Raw genomic sequence first — 15,123 nt, forward strand, 5'->3', positions numbered from 1 at the left:
GACCACGCCAGCATCAAGCCGGCCACCCTCAACACCGTGACCGCCGCGCTCGCCTGCGGTGGCGACGTCCACGTGCTCGTGGCCGGTGCCAATGCAGCCGAAGCCGCCAAGGCCGCTGCCCAGATCGCCGGTGTCACCAAGGTCATCGCGGCCGACAGCCCGAGCCTCGCCGAGAACCTCGCTGAAAACGTCGCGGCGCAAGTCCTCGCGATCGCTTCCAACTACAGCCACATCCTGTTCCCCTCGACCGCCAACGGCAAGAACGTCGCGCCGCGCGTGGCCGCCAAGCTCGACGTCGCGCAGATCAGCGACATCACCAAGGTCGACAGCCCCGATACCTTCGAACGCCCGATCTACGCGGGCAATGCGATCGCCACCGTGCAGAGCAGCGATGCGACCAAGGTCATCACCGTTCGCACCACCGGCTTCGATGCAGCCGCCGCCACCGGTGGCAGCGCAACGGTCGAGACCGCCGAAGGCGTCGCAGACAGCGGCAAGAGCAGCTTCGTGGGCCGCGAAGTCACGAAGAGCGAACGCCCCGAACTGACGGCCGCCAAGATCATCGTCTCGGGTGGCCGTGCCCTGGGCAGCGCCGAGAAGTTCACCGAAGTGATGGCCCCGCTGGCCGACAAGCTCAACGCCGGTCTCGGTGCCAGCCGCGCCGCCGTCGACGCGGGCTATGCCCCCAACGACTGGCAAGTGGGCCAGACCGGCAAGATCGTCGCGCCGCAGTTGTACATCGCAGCGGGCATCTCGGGTGCGATCCAGCATCTGGCCGGCATGAAGGACTCCAAGGTGATCGTGGCGATCAACAAGGACGAGGAAGCGCCGATCTTCTCGGTGGCCGACTACGGCCTCGTGGCCGACCTGTTCACGGCCGTGCCGGAACTGGTCAAGGCGCTCTGATCGCGCCATTGCATTGAGCCAGAGGGCATCGTTCGCGATGCCCTTTTCACATCCGCAGTATCGGGAGACATGAGATGAGCTACACCGCCCCCCTCAAGGACATGCTGTTCGACATCGAGCACCTGGCCAACATCGGCGAGATCGCCAGGCTGCCCGGCTTCGAGGACGCCGGCCTCGAGACCGCGCAGGCCGTGCTCGAGGAATGCGCGCGCTTCAACCAGGACGTGATCGCGCCGCTCAACGTCGCGGGCGACCGCAATCCCTCGTCGTTCAAGGACGGCGAGGTCACGACCACGGCCGGCTTCAAGGAAGCCTTCGCACAGTACGTGTCGGGCGGCTGGCAGGGCCTGCAGCATCCGGCCGACTTCGGCGGCCAGGGCCTGCCCAAGACCATCGGCGCCGCCTGCGGCGAGATGCTGAACTCAGCGAACATGAGCTTCGCGCTGTGCCCGCTGCTCAGCGACGGCGCCATCGAGGCGCTGCTGACCGCGGGCTCCGACGAGCTCAAGGCCACCTACCTCGAGAAGCTCGTGAGCGGCCAGTGGACCGGCACGATGAACCTCACCGAGCCGCAGGCCGGCAGCGACCTCGCGCTGGTGCGCAGCCGCGCCGAGCCGCAGCCCGACGGCAGCTACAAGGTCTTCGGCACCAAGATCTTCATCACCTACGGCGAGCACGACATGGCCGAGAACATCGTGCACCTCGTGCTGGCGCGCGTGAGCGGCGCGCCCGAGGGCGTGAAGGGCATCAGCCTGTTCGTGGTGCCGAAGTTCCTGCTGAACGCCGACGGCTCGCCGGGCGCGCGCAACGACGTGCACTGCGTGAGCATCGAGCACAAGATGGGCATCAAGGCCTCGCCGACCGCGGTGCTGCAGTACGGCGACCACGGCGGTGCCGTCGGCTATCTCGTGGGCCAGGAGAACCGCGGCCTCGAGTACATGTTCATCATGATGAACTCGGCCCGCTACGCGGTGGGCATGCAGGGCATCGCGATCGCCGAGCGCGCCTACCAGCATGCCGTGGCCTACGCCAGGGAGCGCGTGCAGAGCCGCCCGGTCGACGGCTCGATCAACGCGAGCGCGGCGATCATCCATCACCCCGACGTGAAGCGCATGCTGATGACCATGCGTGCCTACACCGAAGGCTGCCGCGCGATGGCCAGCGTGGCCGCCGCGGCCTACGACGCCGCCCACCACCATCCCGATGCCGACGCGCGCAAGCAGAACCAGGCCTTCTATGAATTCATGGTGCCGCTGGTCAAGGGCTACAGCACCGAGATGAGCCTCGAGGTGACCTCACTGGGCGTGCAGGTGCACGGCGGCATGGGCTTCATCGAGGAGACCGGCGCGGCGCAGTACTACCGCGACGCGAAGATCCTCACGATCTACGAAGGCACGACCGCGATCCAGGCCAACGACCTCGTGGGCCGCAAGACCGCGCGCGACGGCGGCCAGACCGCCAAGGCCATCGCCGCGCAGATCGAGAAGACCGAGGCCGAGCTCGCTAAGAACGACAGCGCCGCCGCCAAGGCCGTGCTCAAGCGCCTGAAGGCCGCGCGCGAGGCCTTCGTCGAGGTGGTGGATTTCGTCGCAGGCCAGACCAAGGCCTCGCCCAATGCGGTGTTCGCGGGCAGCGTGCCCTACCTGATGCTCGCGGGCAACCTGGTGGCCGGCTGGCAGCTCGCGCGTTCGCTGATCGTGGCGCAGGACCAGGCCTCGCACAACGTCGACGTCGACTTCATGCAGGCCAAGATCACGACCGCGCGCTTTTATGCCGAGCACATCCTCGCCAAGGCGCCGGGCCTGCGCGACAGCATCGTCGACGGCGCCGAGAGCGTGAACGCATTGGCGCTCGAAGCCTTCTGACATCCGGACTTCCGTACGCGAAGGTCGCAAAGGTTACGCAAAGGACGCGAAAGAGAAATCAAAATTTGGTTTTGCTTTTGCGCACTTCGCGGAATCTTCGCGTCCTCCGCGTCCGGCTGTCCGCTTCCGAATTCAACAACCCCTGAGACAACGACCATGTCGAAACTGCCCCCCGTGCTCGCGAACCTGCCGCTGCCGATCATCGGCTCGCCGCTGTTCATCATCAGCAACCCCAAGCTCGTGATCGCGCAATGCAAGGCCGGCGTGGTCGGCTCGATGCCGGCGCTCAACGCGCGGCCCGCGGCGCAGCTCGAGGAGTGGCTGATCGAGATCACCGAGGAGCTCGCGGCCTACAACAAGGCCAACCCCGACAAACCCGCCGCGCCCTTCGCGATCAATCAGATCGTGCACAAGAGCAACGACCGCCTCGAGCACGACATGGAGATGGTCGTGAAGTACAAGGTGCCGATCGTCATCACCTCGCTGGGCGCGCGCACCGACGTCAACGACGCGGTCCACAGCTACGGCGGCGTGACCTTGCACGACGTGATCAACAACAAGTTCGCGCAGAAGGCGATCGAGAAGGGCGCCGACGGCATCGTCGCGGTGGCGGCCGGTGCCGGCGGCCATGCGGGCATCAAGAGCCCGTTCGCGCTGATCCAGGAAATCCGCCAATGGTTCGACGGCCCGATCGCGCTGTCGGGCGCTATCGCCACCGGCGGCGCGGTGCTCGCGGCGCAGGCCATGGGCGCCGACTTCGCCTACATCGGCACCGCCTTCATTGCCACCGAGGAAGCGCGCGCGAGCGATGCCTACAAGCAGGCCATCGTCGAGGGCACTTCGGACGACATCGTCTACTCGAGCCTGTTCACCGGCGTGCATGGCAACTACCTCGCGCCCAGCATCGTCAACGCCGGCATGGACCCGGCGAACCTGCCCGAGGGCGACGTGAAGACCATGAGCTTCTCGGGCGGCGATGGCAGCAAGGCCAAGGCCTGGAAGGACATCTGGGGCTCGGGCCAGGGCATCGGCGCGATCAGCGAAGTGTCGAGCGCCGGCGTCTTCATCGAGAAGCTCAAGCGCGAATACCAGGAGGCTCGCCAGCGGCTCGCGCTTTGAGAACACGTTCCTAGCGTGAACGACCTGCCGGCCCCGGCGGCGAGTGCCGCGCCTGCTCCCGCCGCTCGGCGGGAGCGCATGCCGCTGCTCGACGCGGCCAAGGGCCTCGCCTGCGCGGTGATCGTCGGGCACCACCTGTCGCGCTACGGGCCGATGCCCGCGGGCGCGTTGTCGCTCGCGCCCGATTTCCTCGGCTGGCTGGCCAGCGACGGGCGGCTCGCGGTGCAGATCTTCCTGGTGATCGCCGGCTTCCTGGCCGCGGCCAGCCTCGCGCCCGACGGGCTGTTGCGCATCGACCGCCCGCTGGTGCGCATCGTGCAGCGCTACGGCCGGCTGGTGATGCCCTACCTCGCCGCGCTCACCGTCTGCGTGCTGGTGGCGGCCGCGGTGCGGCCCTGGCTCGACGCCGACCTCGTGCCGGCATCGCCGAGCATCGGCCAGTTGCTCGCGCACGGGCTGCTGCTGCAGGACCTGCTGGGCTACGAGGCGCTGTCCACCGGCGTCTGGTACGTGGCGATCGACTTCCAGCTGTTCGCGCTGGCGCTCACGCTGATCGGCCTGCCGGCGCTGCTCGCGCCCTCGGCCGACCAGGTACGCCGGCCCGGCGAAGCCGCGCGCCGGCGCTGGCTCGCGGTGCTGCTGGTGCTCGGCGTGGCCGTCGCGTCGCTGGCGCTGTTCAACCGCGACGCCGAACTCGACGACACCGCCTTCTATTTCTTCGGCGCCTACGGCCTCGGCATGCTGGTGTTCTGGATCGGCCGCGCCACCCGCGCGAGCACCTGGCAGAGCGCGGTCGCCTTGCTGCTGCTGGTAGGCACGGGCGCGCTGGCGCTCGAATGGCGCAGCCGCATCGCGACCGCGCTGGTCACGGCGCTGCTGATCGCGGTGGCGCAGCGGCGGCAGTGGCTGTCGCCGCCGCGCTGGCCGCTGGCGGCGGTCGCGCTGCAGCGGCTGGGGCGCATGTCCTATTCGCTGTTCCTGATCCACTTCCCGGTGCTGCTCGCGGTGAATGCCGCAGTGGTGCGGCTCGGGCCGCATGCGCCCTGGGTCGACGGGCTCGGCATGCTCGCGACCTTCGGCCTGTCGATCGCCGCGGCCGCGCTCTTGTACCGCTGGGTCGAGACCCGGCCGGCCTCGTGGCGCGCCGTCGCCGCGCTGTTCGCGGGGCTGCTGATCAGCGGCATCGTCGTCTCGCACTGAGATCCCGCCGGCCATTGCGGCCGCACGCGTTCCTTCGTTGACTTGCGCCCGCCCGGCGAAGCGGGCAGGCTTCGCCGTGCTCGCTGTCCGGTCAGGTTTTCGGTATCATTGTGGAAATTTCAGTAAATACTGAAAATTCACGAAATCAAAAACAGATGAACCCTTCCGCCCACCGTCGACCCCTGCGTGCCCTGGCCCGGCCGGAGATCGGCGGCGTGGTGCAGGGCGCGGCCGCGCTGTTGTGGCTGCCGCAGGCGGCGCTGCTGGCCTGGGCGGTGCAGGCGCTGGCCGATGGCGGCGGGATGGCCGCGGTGCTGTGGCCGGCGCTCGGCATCCTCTTGTTCGGCTGGCTGCGTGCCGCCTGCGAAGCCTGGGGCGCGCGGCGCACCTTCGGCCGGGCACGCGCTCGGCTCTCGGACTTGCGCGCCCAGGCCGCGGAGGCACTGGCCGGCGCCTCGCCACTCGACCGCGGCCGCGTACCCTCGGGCCTGGCCGCGAGCGCGCTGGCCGAGCAGGCCGAGGCGCTGGTGCCGTACCTGGTGCGCTACCAGCCCGCGCGCTGGCGTGCCACCGTGGTGCCGCTCGCGATCCTCGCCGCGGTCGCGAGCCAGACCTGGGTGGCGGCGCTGGTGCTGCTGTTCGCGGCGCCGCTGATCCCGCTGTTCATGGCCATCGTCGGCTGGCGCGCCAAGGCGGCCAGCGAGGCGCAGATGGTGCAGATGGGCGGCATGAACGCCTTCCTGCTCGACCGCCTGCGCGGCCTCGCGACCCTGCGCGCGCTCGGCGCGGTCGATGCCACCGCGGCGCGGCTCGCCGACTCGGCGCAGTCGCTGCGCGAACGCACCATGGCCGTGCTGCGCATCGCCTTCCTGTCCTCGGCCGTGCTCGAGCTGTTCTCGGCGCTGGGCGTGGCGATGGTGGCGGTCTACGTCGGCTTCCACCTGCTGGGCACGCTGGGCTTCGGCACCTGGAACGGGCCGCTGAGCCTGGGCCAGGGCCTGTTCGTGCTGCTGCTCGCGCCGGCCTTCTTCGAACCGCTGCGCGAACTCTCGGCCGTGTGGCACGACCGCGCGGCGGGCGAGGCCGCGCTCGAAGCGCTCGAGGGCCTGCGGCGCGAGGCGCTGCCGCTGCCGGGCGCCCACGCGCCGGACGTGCACGTGGTCTCGATGCAGCCCTCGAACGCCGCGCCCTCGGTGGTCGTGCACGACCTGCACTTCGCCTGGCCCGGCGAATCGCGCCACGTGTTCGAAGGCCGTGAGCTGCGCGTGGCAGCAGGCGAGCACATCGCGCTGGCCGGCGCCAGCGGTGCCGGCAAGACCGCGCTGCTGTCGCTGCTCGCGGGCCTGGTGCCGGCGCAGCAGGGCGAGATCCTGATCGGCGGCGTGCCGATGAACGACCGCACGGCCGCCGCGCTGCGCGCGCGCATCGGCTGGATGGGCCAGAAGCCGCACGTGTTCGCGGGCCCTGTCGCCGCCAATGTCGCACTGGGCCGCGCGCTCGACGCGGGCAGCGTCGAGGCCGCGATGCGCTTCGCGCAGCTCGAGCATGTCGCGCAGGCGCACCCGGGCGCGGCGCTGGGCGAGGGCGGCCTGGGCCTGTCGGGCGGCGAGGCCGTGCGCCTCGCGCTGGCGCGCATCGCGGTCCATCCGCAGGCCGACCTGCTGCTGGTCGACGAGCCCACCGCCCACCTCGACACCGAGACCGCGCGGCGCGTGGCCGATGCGCTGCTCGCGCTCGCGCGCGGCCGCACCATGATCGTCGCGACGCACGACCCCGCGCTGGCCGCGCGCCTGGACCGCGTCGTGCAGCTCGGCGCCGATGCCGCGGAGAAGGCCGCATGAAACCGAACACGCACCGTCACGCCGGCGAATTGCGCCTGGTGCTGCGCCCCTTCTTCGCGGCCCAGTCGCGCGCCTTGCGCTGGGGCGCGCTGCTGGCCGCCGTGACCGTACTCACGGGCATGGCGTTGCTCGGCCTCTCGGGCTGGTTCATCACCGCCACCGCGCTCGCGGGCCTGCATGCGGCCACGGCCTTCACCTTCGACGTGTTCGCGCCCTCGGCCGGCATCCGGCTGCTGGCGCTGGGCCGCACCGCCTCGCGCTACGGCGAGCGGCTGGTCACGCACGACGCCACCTTCGGCGCGCTGGCCGCGCTGCGCGTGCGGCTGTTCCGCGGCTGGGCGCGGGCCGAGGCGGCGCGCGCGCTGGCGCTGCGACCCGCGCGCCTGCTGTTCCGGCTCACGAGCGACATCGATGCGCTCGAATCGCTCTACCTGCGCCTGCTGGTGCCCGCCGCCGCCGCACTCGGCGCCGCATTGCTGGCCGGCGTGGTGCTCGGCACGATGCATGCCGCGATGGGCGCGGCGCTCGCGGCCTGGCTCGTGGCCGTGGGCTGGGGCCTGGCCTTCGCGGTGTCGCGCCGCGCGCGCCGTCCCGCCCTGCGGCGCGCGCGCGCCATCGAAACGCTGCGCGAGCGCGCGGCCGACCTGGTGGCCGGCCAGACCGAGCTCGCGATGGCCGGCCGCCTCGACGCACAGCGCGAGGCGCTGGCCGCGGCCGACCGCCGGCTGGCGCGCGCCGACCTCGCGCTCAACCGTCTCGAGAGCACGGCCGGCCTGGCCTATGGCGGCGCGGGCACGCTCACGCTGGTGGCCGTGCTGCTCGCGGTGGCGGCGCTGGTGGGCGAGGGCGCGATCGGTGCGCCCGCTGCCGCGCTTGCGCTGCTGGTGGCGCTCACCGCGCTCGAACCCTTCGCCGCGCTGCGCCGCGGCGCGCTCGACGCGGGCCGCACCTGGCTCGCGGTGCGTCGCCTGGCACCGCGCATGGCGCAGGACGATGCGCCCGTCGCGCCAAGGCTCCCGGAAGACGCATCGCTCGCGCTGCGCCTCACGGCCATCGAGGCCTTCCACCGCGCCAGCACCGTGCCCGCAATCGAAGACCTCTCGCTGGCCATCGCCGAAGGCGAGCGCGTCGCCATCGTCGGCCCGAGCGGCAGCGGCAAGTCCACGCTGCTCGCGGTGATCGCGGGCGAGCTCGCACCGCGCCGAGGCGAGGTGGCCGCGCGGCAGTGCTGCCTGCTGACCCAGCGCACCGAACTGTTCGAGGACACGCTGCGCGACAACCTGCGGCTGGCCGATCCCGCCGCGAACGACGAACAACTGTGGGCCGTGCTGCAGGCCGCGGGGCTGGCCGACGACGTGCGCGATCTGTCGGCCGGCCTGTCCACGCGCCTCGGCGAAGGCGGCCTCGGCCTCTCGGGCGGACAGTCGCGCCGCCTCGCGCTAGCGCGCCTGTTCCTGCGCCCGGTGCCGCTGTGGCTGCTCGACGAGCCCACCGAGGCGCTCGATGCCGCGGTCGCGCACGACGTGCTGCAGCGCCTCGCGCGCCATGCCGAGGGCCGCACGCTCGTGATCGCCACCCACCTGCGCCGCGAGGCCGCGCTCGCCGACCGGCTGCTGCGCATCGAGGACGGCCGCATCGCCGCCGATCTGCGGCGCGGCAGCGAGGCCTTCGCGCACGCGCTGCGGCAGCTGCGCGCCGATTGAACGACACCGAAGCAACGCCAACCACTCCACCACGAAGAACACAGGGAACACAAAGGAAGCCATCATGGACCTCGACATCGTCGCCTTGTCGCGACTTCAATTCGCCGTCACGGCGCTCTACCACTTCCTCTTCGTCCCGTTGACGCTGGGCCTCTCGGTCGTCATCGCGATCATGGAGACCGTCTACGTCATGACGGGCCGCGTGATCTGGCGCGACATGACGAAATTCTGGGGCGTGCTGTTCGGCATCAACTTCGCGATGGGCGTCGCCACCGGCGTGGTGATGGAGTTCCAGTTCGGCATGAACTGGAGCTACTACAGCCACTACGTGGGCGACATCTTCGGCGCGCCGCTGGCCATCGAGGGCCTGATGGCCTTCTTCATGGAGGCGACCTTCGTCGGCCTGTTCTTCTTCGGCTGGGACCGGCTCTCCAAGGTCGGCCACCTGGCCACCACCTGGGCCGTGGCCATCGGCTCCAACTTCTCGGCGCTGTGGATCCTGATCGCCAACGGCTGGATGCAGAACCCGGTGGGCGCGGCCTTCAATCCGCAGACCATGCGCATGGAGGTCACGGATTTCGCCGCCGTGCTGACCAACCCCGTGGCGCAGGCCAAGTTCGTGCACACGGTGTCGGCCGGCTATGTCTGCGCGGCGGTGTTCGTGCTGGGCATCTCGGCCTGGTACCTGCTCAAGGGCCGCCACATCGAGCTCGCCAAGCGCTCGATGACGGTGGCCGCCTCCTTCGGACTCGCGGCCTCGCTGTCGGTGGTGGTGCTGGGCGACGAGAGCGGCTACCTCTCGACCGAGCACCAGAAGATGAAGCTCGCGGCCATCGAGGCCATGTGGGAGACCCAGCCCGCGCCCGCGGCCTTCACCGCCTTCGGCTTTCCCGACCAGGCCGCGCGCGAGACCCACTACGCGATCCACATCCCGGGCGTGATGGGGCTGATCGGCACGCGCTCGCTGACCACCGTGATCCCGGGCATCGATGAACTGGTGAAGCGCGCCGAGGCGCGCATCCGCGAGGGCATCAAGGCCTACGACGCGCTGCAGAAAATCCGCGAGGCCGGCGGCAAGCCGGTCACGCAGGGCGTGCGCGACGCCTTCGAGAACAACGGCGTCGACATGGGCTATGCGCTGCTGCTCAAGCGCTACGTGGACGATCCGCGCCAGGCCACCGACGAGCAGATCGCCAAGGCGGCCTGGGACACGGTGCCGCAGGTGGCGCCGCTGTTCTGGCTGTTCCGCATCATGGTGGGCATCGGCATGCTGCTGATCCTTTTGACCGGCACCTTCTTCGTGCTGTCGGCGCGCCGCACGCTGGACCGCCACCGTTGGCTGCTCAAGGCCGCGGTGATCGCGATACCGCTGCCGTGGATCGCGGCCGAGGCCGGCTGGCTGGTGGCCGAGTTCGGCCGCCAGCCTTGGGTGATCGAGGGCGTGCTGCCGACCGCGGTGGCGGTTTCGAACATCGGCATCAAGTCGGTGCTGTTCACGCTCGCGGGCTTCGTCGCCATCTACACCGTGCTGCTGGTCATCGAGCTCAAGCTGATGGTCAAGGCGATCCGCAAGGGGCCGGTCGCCGAGCACTCGCCCGACGAGGGCGACGCGCGTTCGCACGTTCCGCCCGCCCACGCCGTCTCGACCACCGGGAGCGCCGCATGATCCTCCACACACTCCTCGACTACGACACCCTGCGCTTCATCTGGTGGGCGCTGATCGGCGTGCTGCTGGTCGGCTTCGCCGTCACCGACGGCTTCGACCTCGGCAGCGGCATGCTGCTGCCGTTCGCGGCGCGCAACGACGTCGAGCGCCGGCTCGTCATCAACAGCGTGGGCCCGGTCTGGGAAGGCAACCAGGTCTGGCTGATCCTCGGCGGCGGCGCCGTGTTCGCGGCCTGGCCACAGCTCTATGCCGTCTCGTTCTCGGGCTTCTACCTCGCGATGTTCGTCGTGCTCTCGGCGCTGATCCTGCGGCCGGTGGCCTTCAAGTTCCGCAGCAAGCGCGAGTCGCCGCAATGGCGCGCGCGCTGGGACGGCGTGCTGTTCTTCAGCGGCCTCGTGCCCGCGCTGATCTTCGGCGTGGCGGTGGGCAACGTGCTGCAGGGCGTGCCGTTCCGCTTCGCGACCGACATGCACATCCACTACGACGGCAGCTTCCTCGGCCTGCTGAACCCCTTCGCGCTGCTGTGCGGGCTGGTGTCGGTGGCGATGATGGCGATGCACGGCGCGGCCTGGCTGCAGCTGAAGACCGCCGGGCCCGTGGCCGAGCGCTCGCGCCGCTACGGCATGGTCGCGGCGGCCGCCACCATCGTGCTCTACGCGGCGGCGGGCTTCTGGATGGCCTCGGCCGTCGGCGGCTACCGCATCACCAGCGTGGTCGACACCGTGGGGCCCTCGAATCCGCTGCTCAAGTCGGTCGAGCTGCAGGCCGGTGCCTGGTTCGCGAACTATGCGGCCCACCCCTGGACCCTGGCCGCGCCAGTGGCCGGCTTCGCGGGCGCGCTGCTGGCGCTGGTTGGGCTCGCGCTGCGGCGCGAACTGCTCGCGCTGCTGGCCGGCGCGCTCGGCATCGCCGGCATCATCCTGAGCGTGGGCGCCTCGATGTTCCCGTTCATCCTGCCGTCCTCGATCGATCCGCGCGCCAGCCTCACCGTGTGGGACTCGTCCTCGAGCCACCTCACGCTGTTCATCATGCTGGTGGTCACGGCCATCTTCATCCCGCTGATCGTGGCCTACACGACCTGGGTCTACCACGTGCTGTGGGGCAAGGTCGACGAGAAGGCGATCCGCGAGGAACGCGGTCACGCGTACTGATTGCAAGGAAGGAAAAGAACGATGTGGTACTTCGCCTGGATCCTCGGCCTGCCGCTGGCGGCCGCCTTCGCGGTGCTCAATGCGATGTGGTTCGAACTGATGGCCGACGACGCCGTCCGCAAGGAGAAATTCGAGATGCCTGAAACGCCGGAGGGGCAGGAGCGTCTGTGAGGGGGTGAGGCCGTCCGCATGCGACGGCCTCCGCTCAGGCGTCCGGCTTCTTTCGCTTCGCCGCCCCGCCCGTGATGCGGTCCTTGAGCGTCAGCACCCGCGTCACCGTCGCGCCCATGCCCATGAGCTGCATCGCGGTCTCGGGCGACAGCCGCTGCACGTCGTCGAACCACTTCATCAGCCGGTCGATCAGGTCGTGCATCTCGCGCATGCGCTCCTGCGCATGGCGCTCGGCCTCGCTGTGGGGCGACTCGAGCAGGGCGTTGCGCAGCATCGAGAGCGTGGGCTCGATCTCGCGGCGGCGGCGCTCCTCGGCCAGCACGCGGAAGATCTCCCACACGTCCGACGGGGCCTCGAAGTATTCGCGCCGGTCGCCGGGCTGGTGGCGCAGGCGCACCAGGCGCCAGGCCTGCAGCTCCTTGAGGCCCATGCTCACGTTGGAGCGCGAGAACTCGAGCAGCTCGGCGATCTCGTCGGCATTGAGCGGGCGCTCCGAGAGGAAGATCAGCGCGTAGATCTGGCCGACGGTGCGGTTGATGCCCCACTTGCTGCCCATCTCGCCGAAATGGGCGACGAACTGGCGATTGAGCGGGGGCAGGTCGGAGGTGGGAGGCATGGGGCGATTGTCGCCCGGGCCTTGCGGTGGTTCCGGAACCTTCTGAAAACTCAGGGCGCCGGCAGGGAATCGCCACCGCCCGCCGCGGCCACGCGGCGCCGGTACGAACCCGGCGCGCCGCCGGTCCAGGTCTTGAAGGCGCGCTGGAAGGCCGCGCTGTCGGCAAAGCCCAGCTCCGCGGCCAGCGCCGCCAGCGGCACGGCGCTGGTGGCCAGCCGCACGATCGCCACGTCGCGCCGCAACTGGTCCTTGAGCGCCTGGAACGAGGTGCTCTCGGTCGCCAGGTGGCGCTGCAGGGTGCTGACCGACATGTGCAGGCAGGCGGCCACGGTCGCGAGGTCGGCCCAGGCCGGGCGCTTCTGCTGCAGGATCTCGCGCACCCTGGCGCTGATGGGCTGCTCGGCCAGCCGCGGCAGGATCACGTTGCCGGGCGAGGCCGCGAGGAAGTCGCGGATCGCATGCGCGTCGCGGTGCATCGGCGTGCGCAGCGCCTCGGCGTCGAACCACACGGCCGAGCAGGGCTGGCCGAAGCGCAAGGTGCCCGGGAACACCTTGGCATAGCCGGCCGCGTACGGCGGCAGCGCGAAGCCGAAGTCGAAGCGCCGCGCCGCCAGCCGCCCGCCGTGCAGCCAGGCCAGCAGGCGCCAGTACACGCGCAGCATCAGCTCGTGCAGGAAGTTCTGGTGGCCGATCGCGGGGTTCTCGATCGCGATGCCGAAGCCCGCGAGCTCGCCCTCGCGCAGCAGCACCAGCCGCAGGTCGTCCTGCAGCAGGCTGAAGGTGTGGGCCACGCGGCGCAGCGCATGGCCGAAATCGGGGGCGCCGAGCGTGGAGCGCGCGATCAGCGCGAGGCTGCCGCGGCGCATCCGGCGCGTGAGGAAGCACAGCGACTCGTCGTCGAGCCGGTCCATCAAGAGCGCGAACAGCGCCACGTACTGCTCGGCCGTGACGCGCGCGCCCGGCTCGGCCAGCAGCGGCGGCGGCACACCGGCGTCTTCCAGCGCCCGGTCGATGTCGATGGGGGCGGCGGGGCCGCGGGCACGGATGCCGGAAAGCATGCCTTCGACGAAGGCGATCGGGATGGTGACGGGCGGTTGCAGCATGGGAGAGGGCGATTCGACCGTACACGGGACGCGCCGGGCCGTCGATTGACGTTTTCTGCAATGCGAACGACGCGAAGCGCAATCGCCGGCCCGGGCCCGGATTTCTACCATGCGCTCACGCCAGAAACAGACCTACAAAGGCGTGACGACAAGACCAACGATTAGGAGACGAGCCACCATGTACCTGACCCAGGCGCTGCACCGCGCGATGCAGCAGAAACCGGACAAGACCGCGGTGCGCTTCGGCAGCCGCAGCAAGAGCTTCCGCGAATTCGGCGAACGCGTGGCCCGGCTCGCCGGCGCGTTGCAGAAGCTCGGCATGAAGAACGGCGACCGGGTCGCGATGCTGTCGCTCAATTCCGACCGCTACCTCGAATACCAGATGGCCGTGCCCTGGGGCGGCGGCGTGCTCAATCCCTGCAACATCCGCTGGTCGCCGGCCGAGATCCTCTATTCGCTCGAGGACTCGGGCTCGCAGATCCTGCTGGTCGACGAGGCCTTCCGCGCCGCCGCCGAGCAACTGCGCGGCCAGTCCACCACCTTGCGCGAGCTGATCTACTGCGGCGACGGCGCGGTGCCCGCCGGCATGCTCGGCTACGAGGCGCTGCTCGACAGCGCGGCGCCGGTGCCCGACGCCTACCGCCATGGCGACGATCTCGCCGGCATCTTCTACACCGGCGGCACCACGGGTTTTCCCAAGGGCGTGATGCTGAGCCACGCCAACCTCTGTGCCTCGGCGCTGGCCGCCCAGGCCGAGGGCATGGCGCCGGCCGAGGGCTGCTACCTGCATGCGGCGCCGATGTTCCACCTGGCCGACATGGGCATCTCGGGGCCGCACTGGTTCCAGGGCAACACGCACGTGGTGATCCCGATGTTCAACCCCGAGGCCGTGCTCGATGCGATCGAGCGCGAGCGCGTGACCCATACGCTGCTGGTGCCGACCATGATCCAGATGCTGGTCGACCATCCCGCCATGCGCGACAGGCCGCGCGAGCTCGGCAGCCTGCGCGGCATCGCCTACGGCGCCTCGCCGATCTCCGAGGCCGTGCTCAACCGCGCGATGGCGGCGCTGCCGGGCGTGGACTTCGTGCAGGCCTACGGCATGACCGAGCTGTCGCCGGTCGCCACCATCAACCCCGCCTGGTACCACACGGTCGAGGGCCGCAAGGCCGGCAAGCTGCGCTCGGCCGGCCGCGCGAGCTTCTGCATGGAAGTGCGCATCGTCGATGCCGAGGGCGGCGAGGTGCCGCGCGGCACGGTGGGCGAGGTGGCGGTGCGCGGGCCGAACGTGATGCTCGGCTACTGGAACAAGCCCGAGCAGACGGCCGCCGCGGTGCGCGAGGGCTGGATGCACACCGGCGACGGCGCCTACATGGACGACGACGGCTTCATCTTCGTGGTCGACCGCATGAAGGACATGATCATCAGCGGCGGCGAGAACATCTACTCGGCCGAGGTCGAGAATGCCATCGCCCAGCATCCGGCGGTCGCGGCCTGCGCGGTCATCGGCATCCCGAGCGAGGAGTGGGGCGAGGCCGTGCATGCGGTGCTGGTCGCCAAGCCGGGGCAGCCGGTCACGGCCGACGAGCTGATCGCGCATTGCAAGACCCTGATCGCGGGCTACAAGTGCCCGCGCAGCGTGGCGCTGGTCGAGGCGCTGCCGCTCTCGGGCGCCGGCAAGGTGCTCAAGACCAAGCTGCGCGAGCCGTTCTGGAAGGACCGCCAGCGCGCGATCGCCTGATCTTTTCGTTTCGCTTCCATTCATTACACAGAGAGGAATTC

Annotated in this window: 12 protein-coding genes; 10 read left to right on the forward strand and 2 right to left on the reverse strand. The window is 70.2% G+C overall.

What is annotated here, in order from left to right:
• The 9 genes from BM109_RS39700 to cydX form a co-directional block, all read left to right on the forward strand.
• Window positions 1–906 (forward strand): electron transfer flavoprotein subunit alpha/FixB family protein (locus BM109_RS39700; protein WP_143129341.1); only part of this gene is annotated, 906 nt, incomplete at its 5' end.
• A 74-nt stretch (window positions 907–980) separates the two neighbouring features.
• Window positions 981–2,771: an acyl-CoA dehydrogenase gene (locus tag BM109_RS39705; protein ID WP_093355775.1), complete on the forward strand. Its 1,791-nt coding sequence runs from the start codon at window positions 981–983 to the stop codon at window positions 2,769–2,771.
• A 156-nt stretch (window positions 2,772–2,927) separates the two neighbouring features.
• A complete protein-coding gene (locus BM109_RS39710) occupies window positions 2,928–3,890 on the forward strand; it encodes an NAD(P)H-dependent flavin oxidoreductase (protein WP_093355778.1) in 963 nt (320 codons plus the stop codon).
• A gap of 78 nt (window positions 3,891–3,968) precedes the next feature.
• The gene (locus BM109_RS39715) at window positions 3,969–5,090 is read left to right on the forward strand and encodes an acyltransferase family protein (RefSeq protein ID WP_093355780.1); all 1,122 of its coding nucleotides are present in this window, start codon (window positions 3,969–3,971) and stop codon (window positions 5,088–5,090) included.
• A gap of 155 nt (window positions 5,091–5,245) precedes the next feature.
• On the forward strand, window positions 5,246–6,931 hold the full coding sequence (gene cydD / locus BM109_RS39720) for a thiol reductant ABC exporter subunit CydD (RefSeq protein ID WP_093355782.1): 1,686 nt from the start codon (window positions 5,246–5,248) through the stop codon (window positions 6,929–6,931).
• Window positions 6,928–8,634, forward strand: coding sequence for an amino acid ABC transporter ATP-binding/permease protein (locus tag BM109_RS39725; RefSeq protein ID WP_093355785.1), 1,707 nt, complete (start codon window positions 6,928–6,930; stop codon window positions 8,632–8,634). Before cydD ends, BM109_RS39725 begins: the two co-directional genes overlap by 4 nt.
• Window positions 8,635–8,698: 64 nt before the next feature.
• Window positions 8,699–10,300 (forward strand): cytochrome ubiquinol oxidase subunit I, encoded by a 1,602-nt coding sequence (locus BM109_RS39730; protein WP_093355787.1) that lies wholly within the window; start codon window positions 8,699–8,701, stop codon window positions 10,298–10,300.
• Window positions 10,297–11,451 carry a cytochrome d ubiquinol oxidase subunit II gene (gene cydB, locus BM109_RS39735; RefSeq protein WP_093355790.1) on the forward strand — a complete coding sequence of 385 codons (1,155 nt, stop codon included), beginning with the start codon at window positions 10,297–10,299 and terminating at the stop codon, window positions 11,449–11,451. Before BM109_RS39730 ends, cydB begins: the two co-directional genes overlap by 4 nt.
• A 21-nt stretch (window positions 11,452–11,472) precedes the next feature.
• The gene (gene cydX, locus BM109_RS39740; protein WP_093355792.1) at window positions 11,473–11,622 is read left to right on the forward strand and encodes a cytochrome bd-I oxidase subunit CydX; all 150 of its coding nucleotides are present in this window, start codon (window positions 11,473–11,475) and stop codon (window positions 11,620–11,622) included.
• 34 nt (window positions 11,623–11,656) lie between these two features.
• Here cydX and BM109_RS39745 read toward each other — a convergent pair whose 3' ends face one another.
• A complete protein-coding gene (locus BM109_RS39745) occupies window positions 11,657–12,238 on the reverse strand; it encodes a GbsR/MarR family transcriptional regulator (protein WP_093355795.1) in 582 nt (193 codons plus the stop codon).
• Between the two features lie 50 nt (window positions 12,239–12,288).
• The gene (locus tag BM109_RS39750) at window positions 12,289–13,341 is read right to left on the reverse strand and encodes an AraC family transcriptional regulator (RefSeq protein WP_093355798.1); all 1,053 of its coding nucleotides are present in this window, start codon (window positions 13,339–13,341) and stop codon (window positions 12,289–12,291) included.
• A 178-nt stretch (window positions 13,342–13,519) separates the two neighbouring features.
• Here BM109_RS39750 and BM109_RS39755 point away from each other — a divergent pair, with 178 nt between their 5' ends.
• On the forward strand, window positions 13,520–15,082 hold the full coding sequence (locus BM109_RS39755; protein ID WP_093355801.1) for a long-chain-fatty-acid--CoA ligase: 1,563 nt from the start codon (window positions 13,520–13,522) through the stop codon (window positions 15,080–15,082).
• The last annotated feature ends 41 nt before the right edge of the window (window positions 15,083–15,123 follow it).

Source organism: Variovorax sp. PDC80 (genome assembly GCF_900115375.1).
In the GTDB taxonomy this organism is placed as follows: Bacteria; Pseudomonadota; Gammaproteobacteria; order Burkholderiales; family Burkholderiaceae_C; genus Variovorax.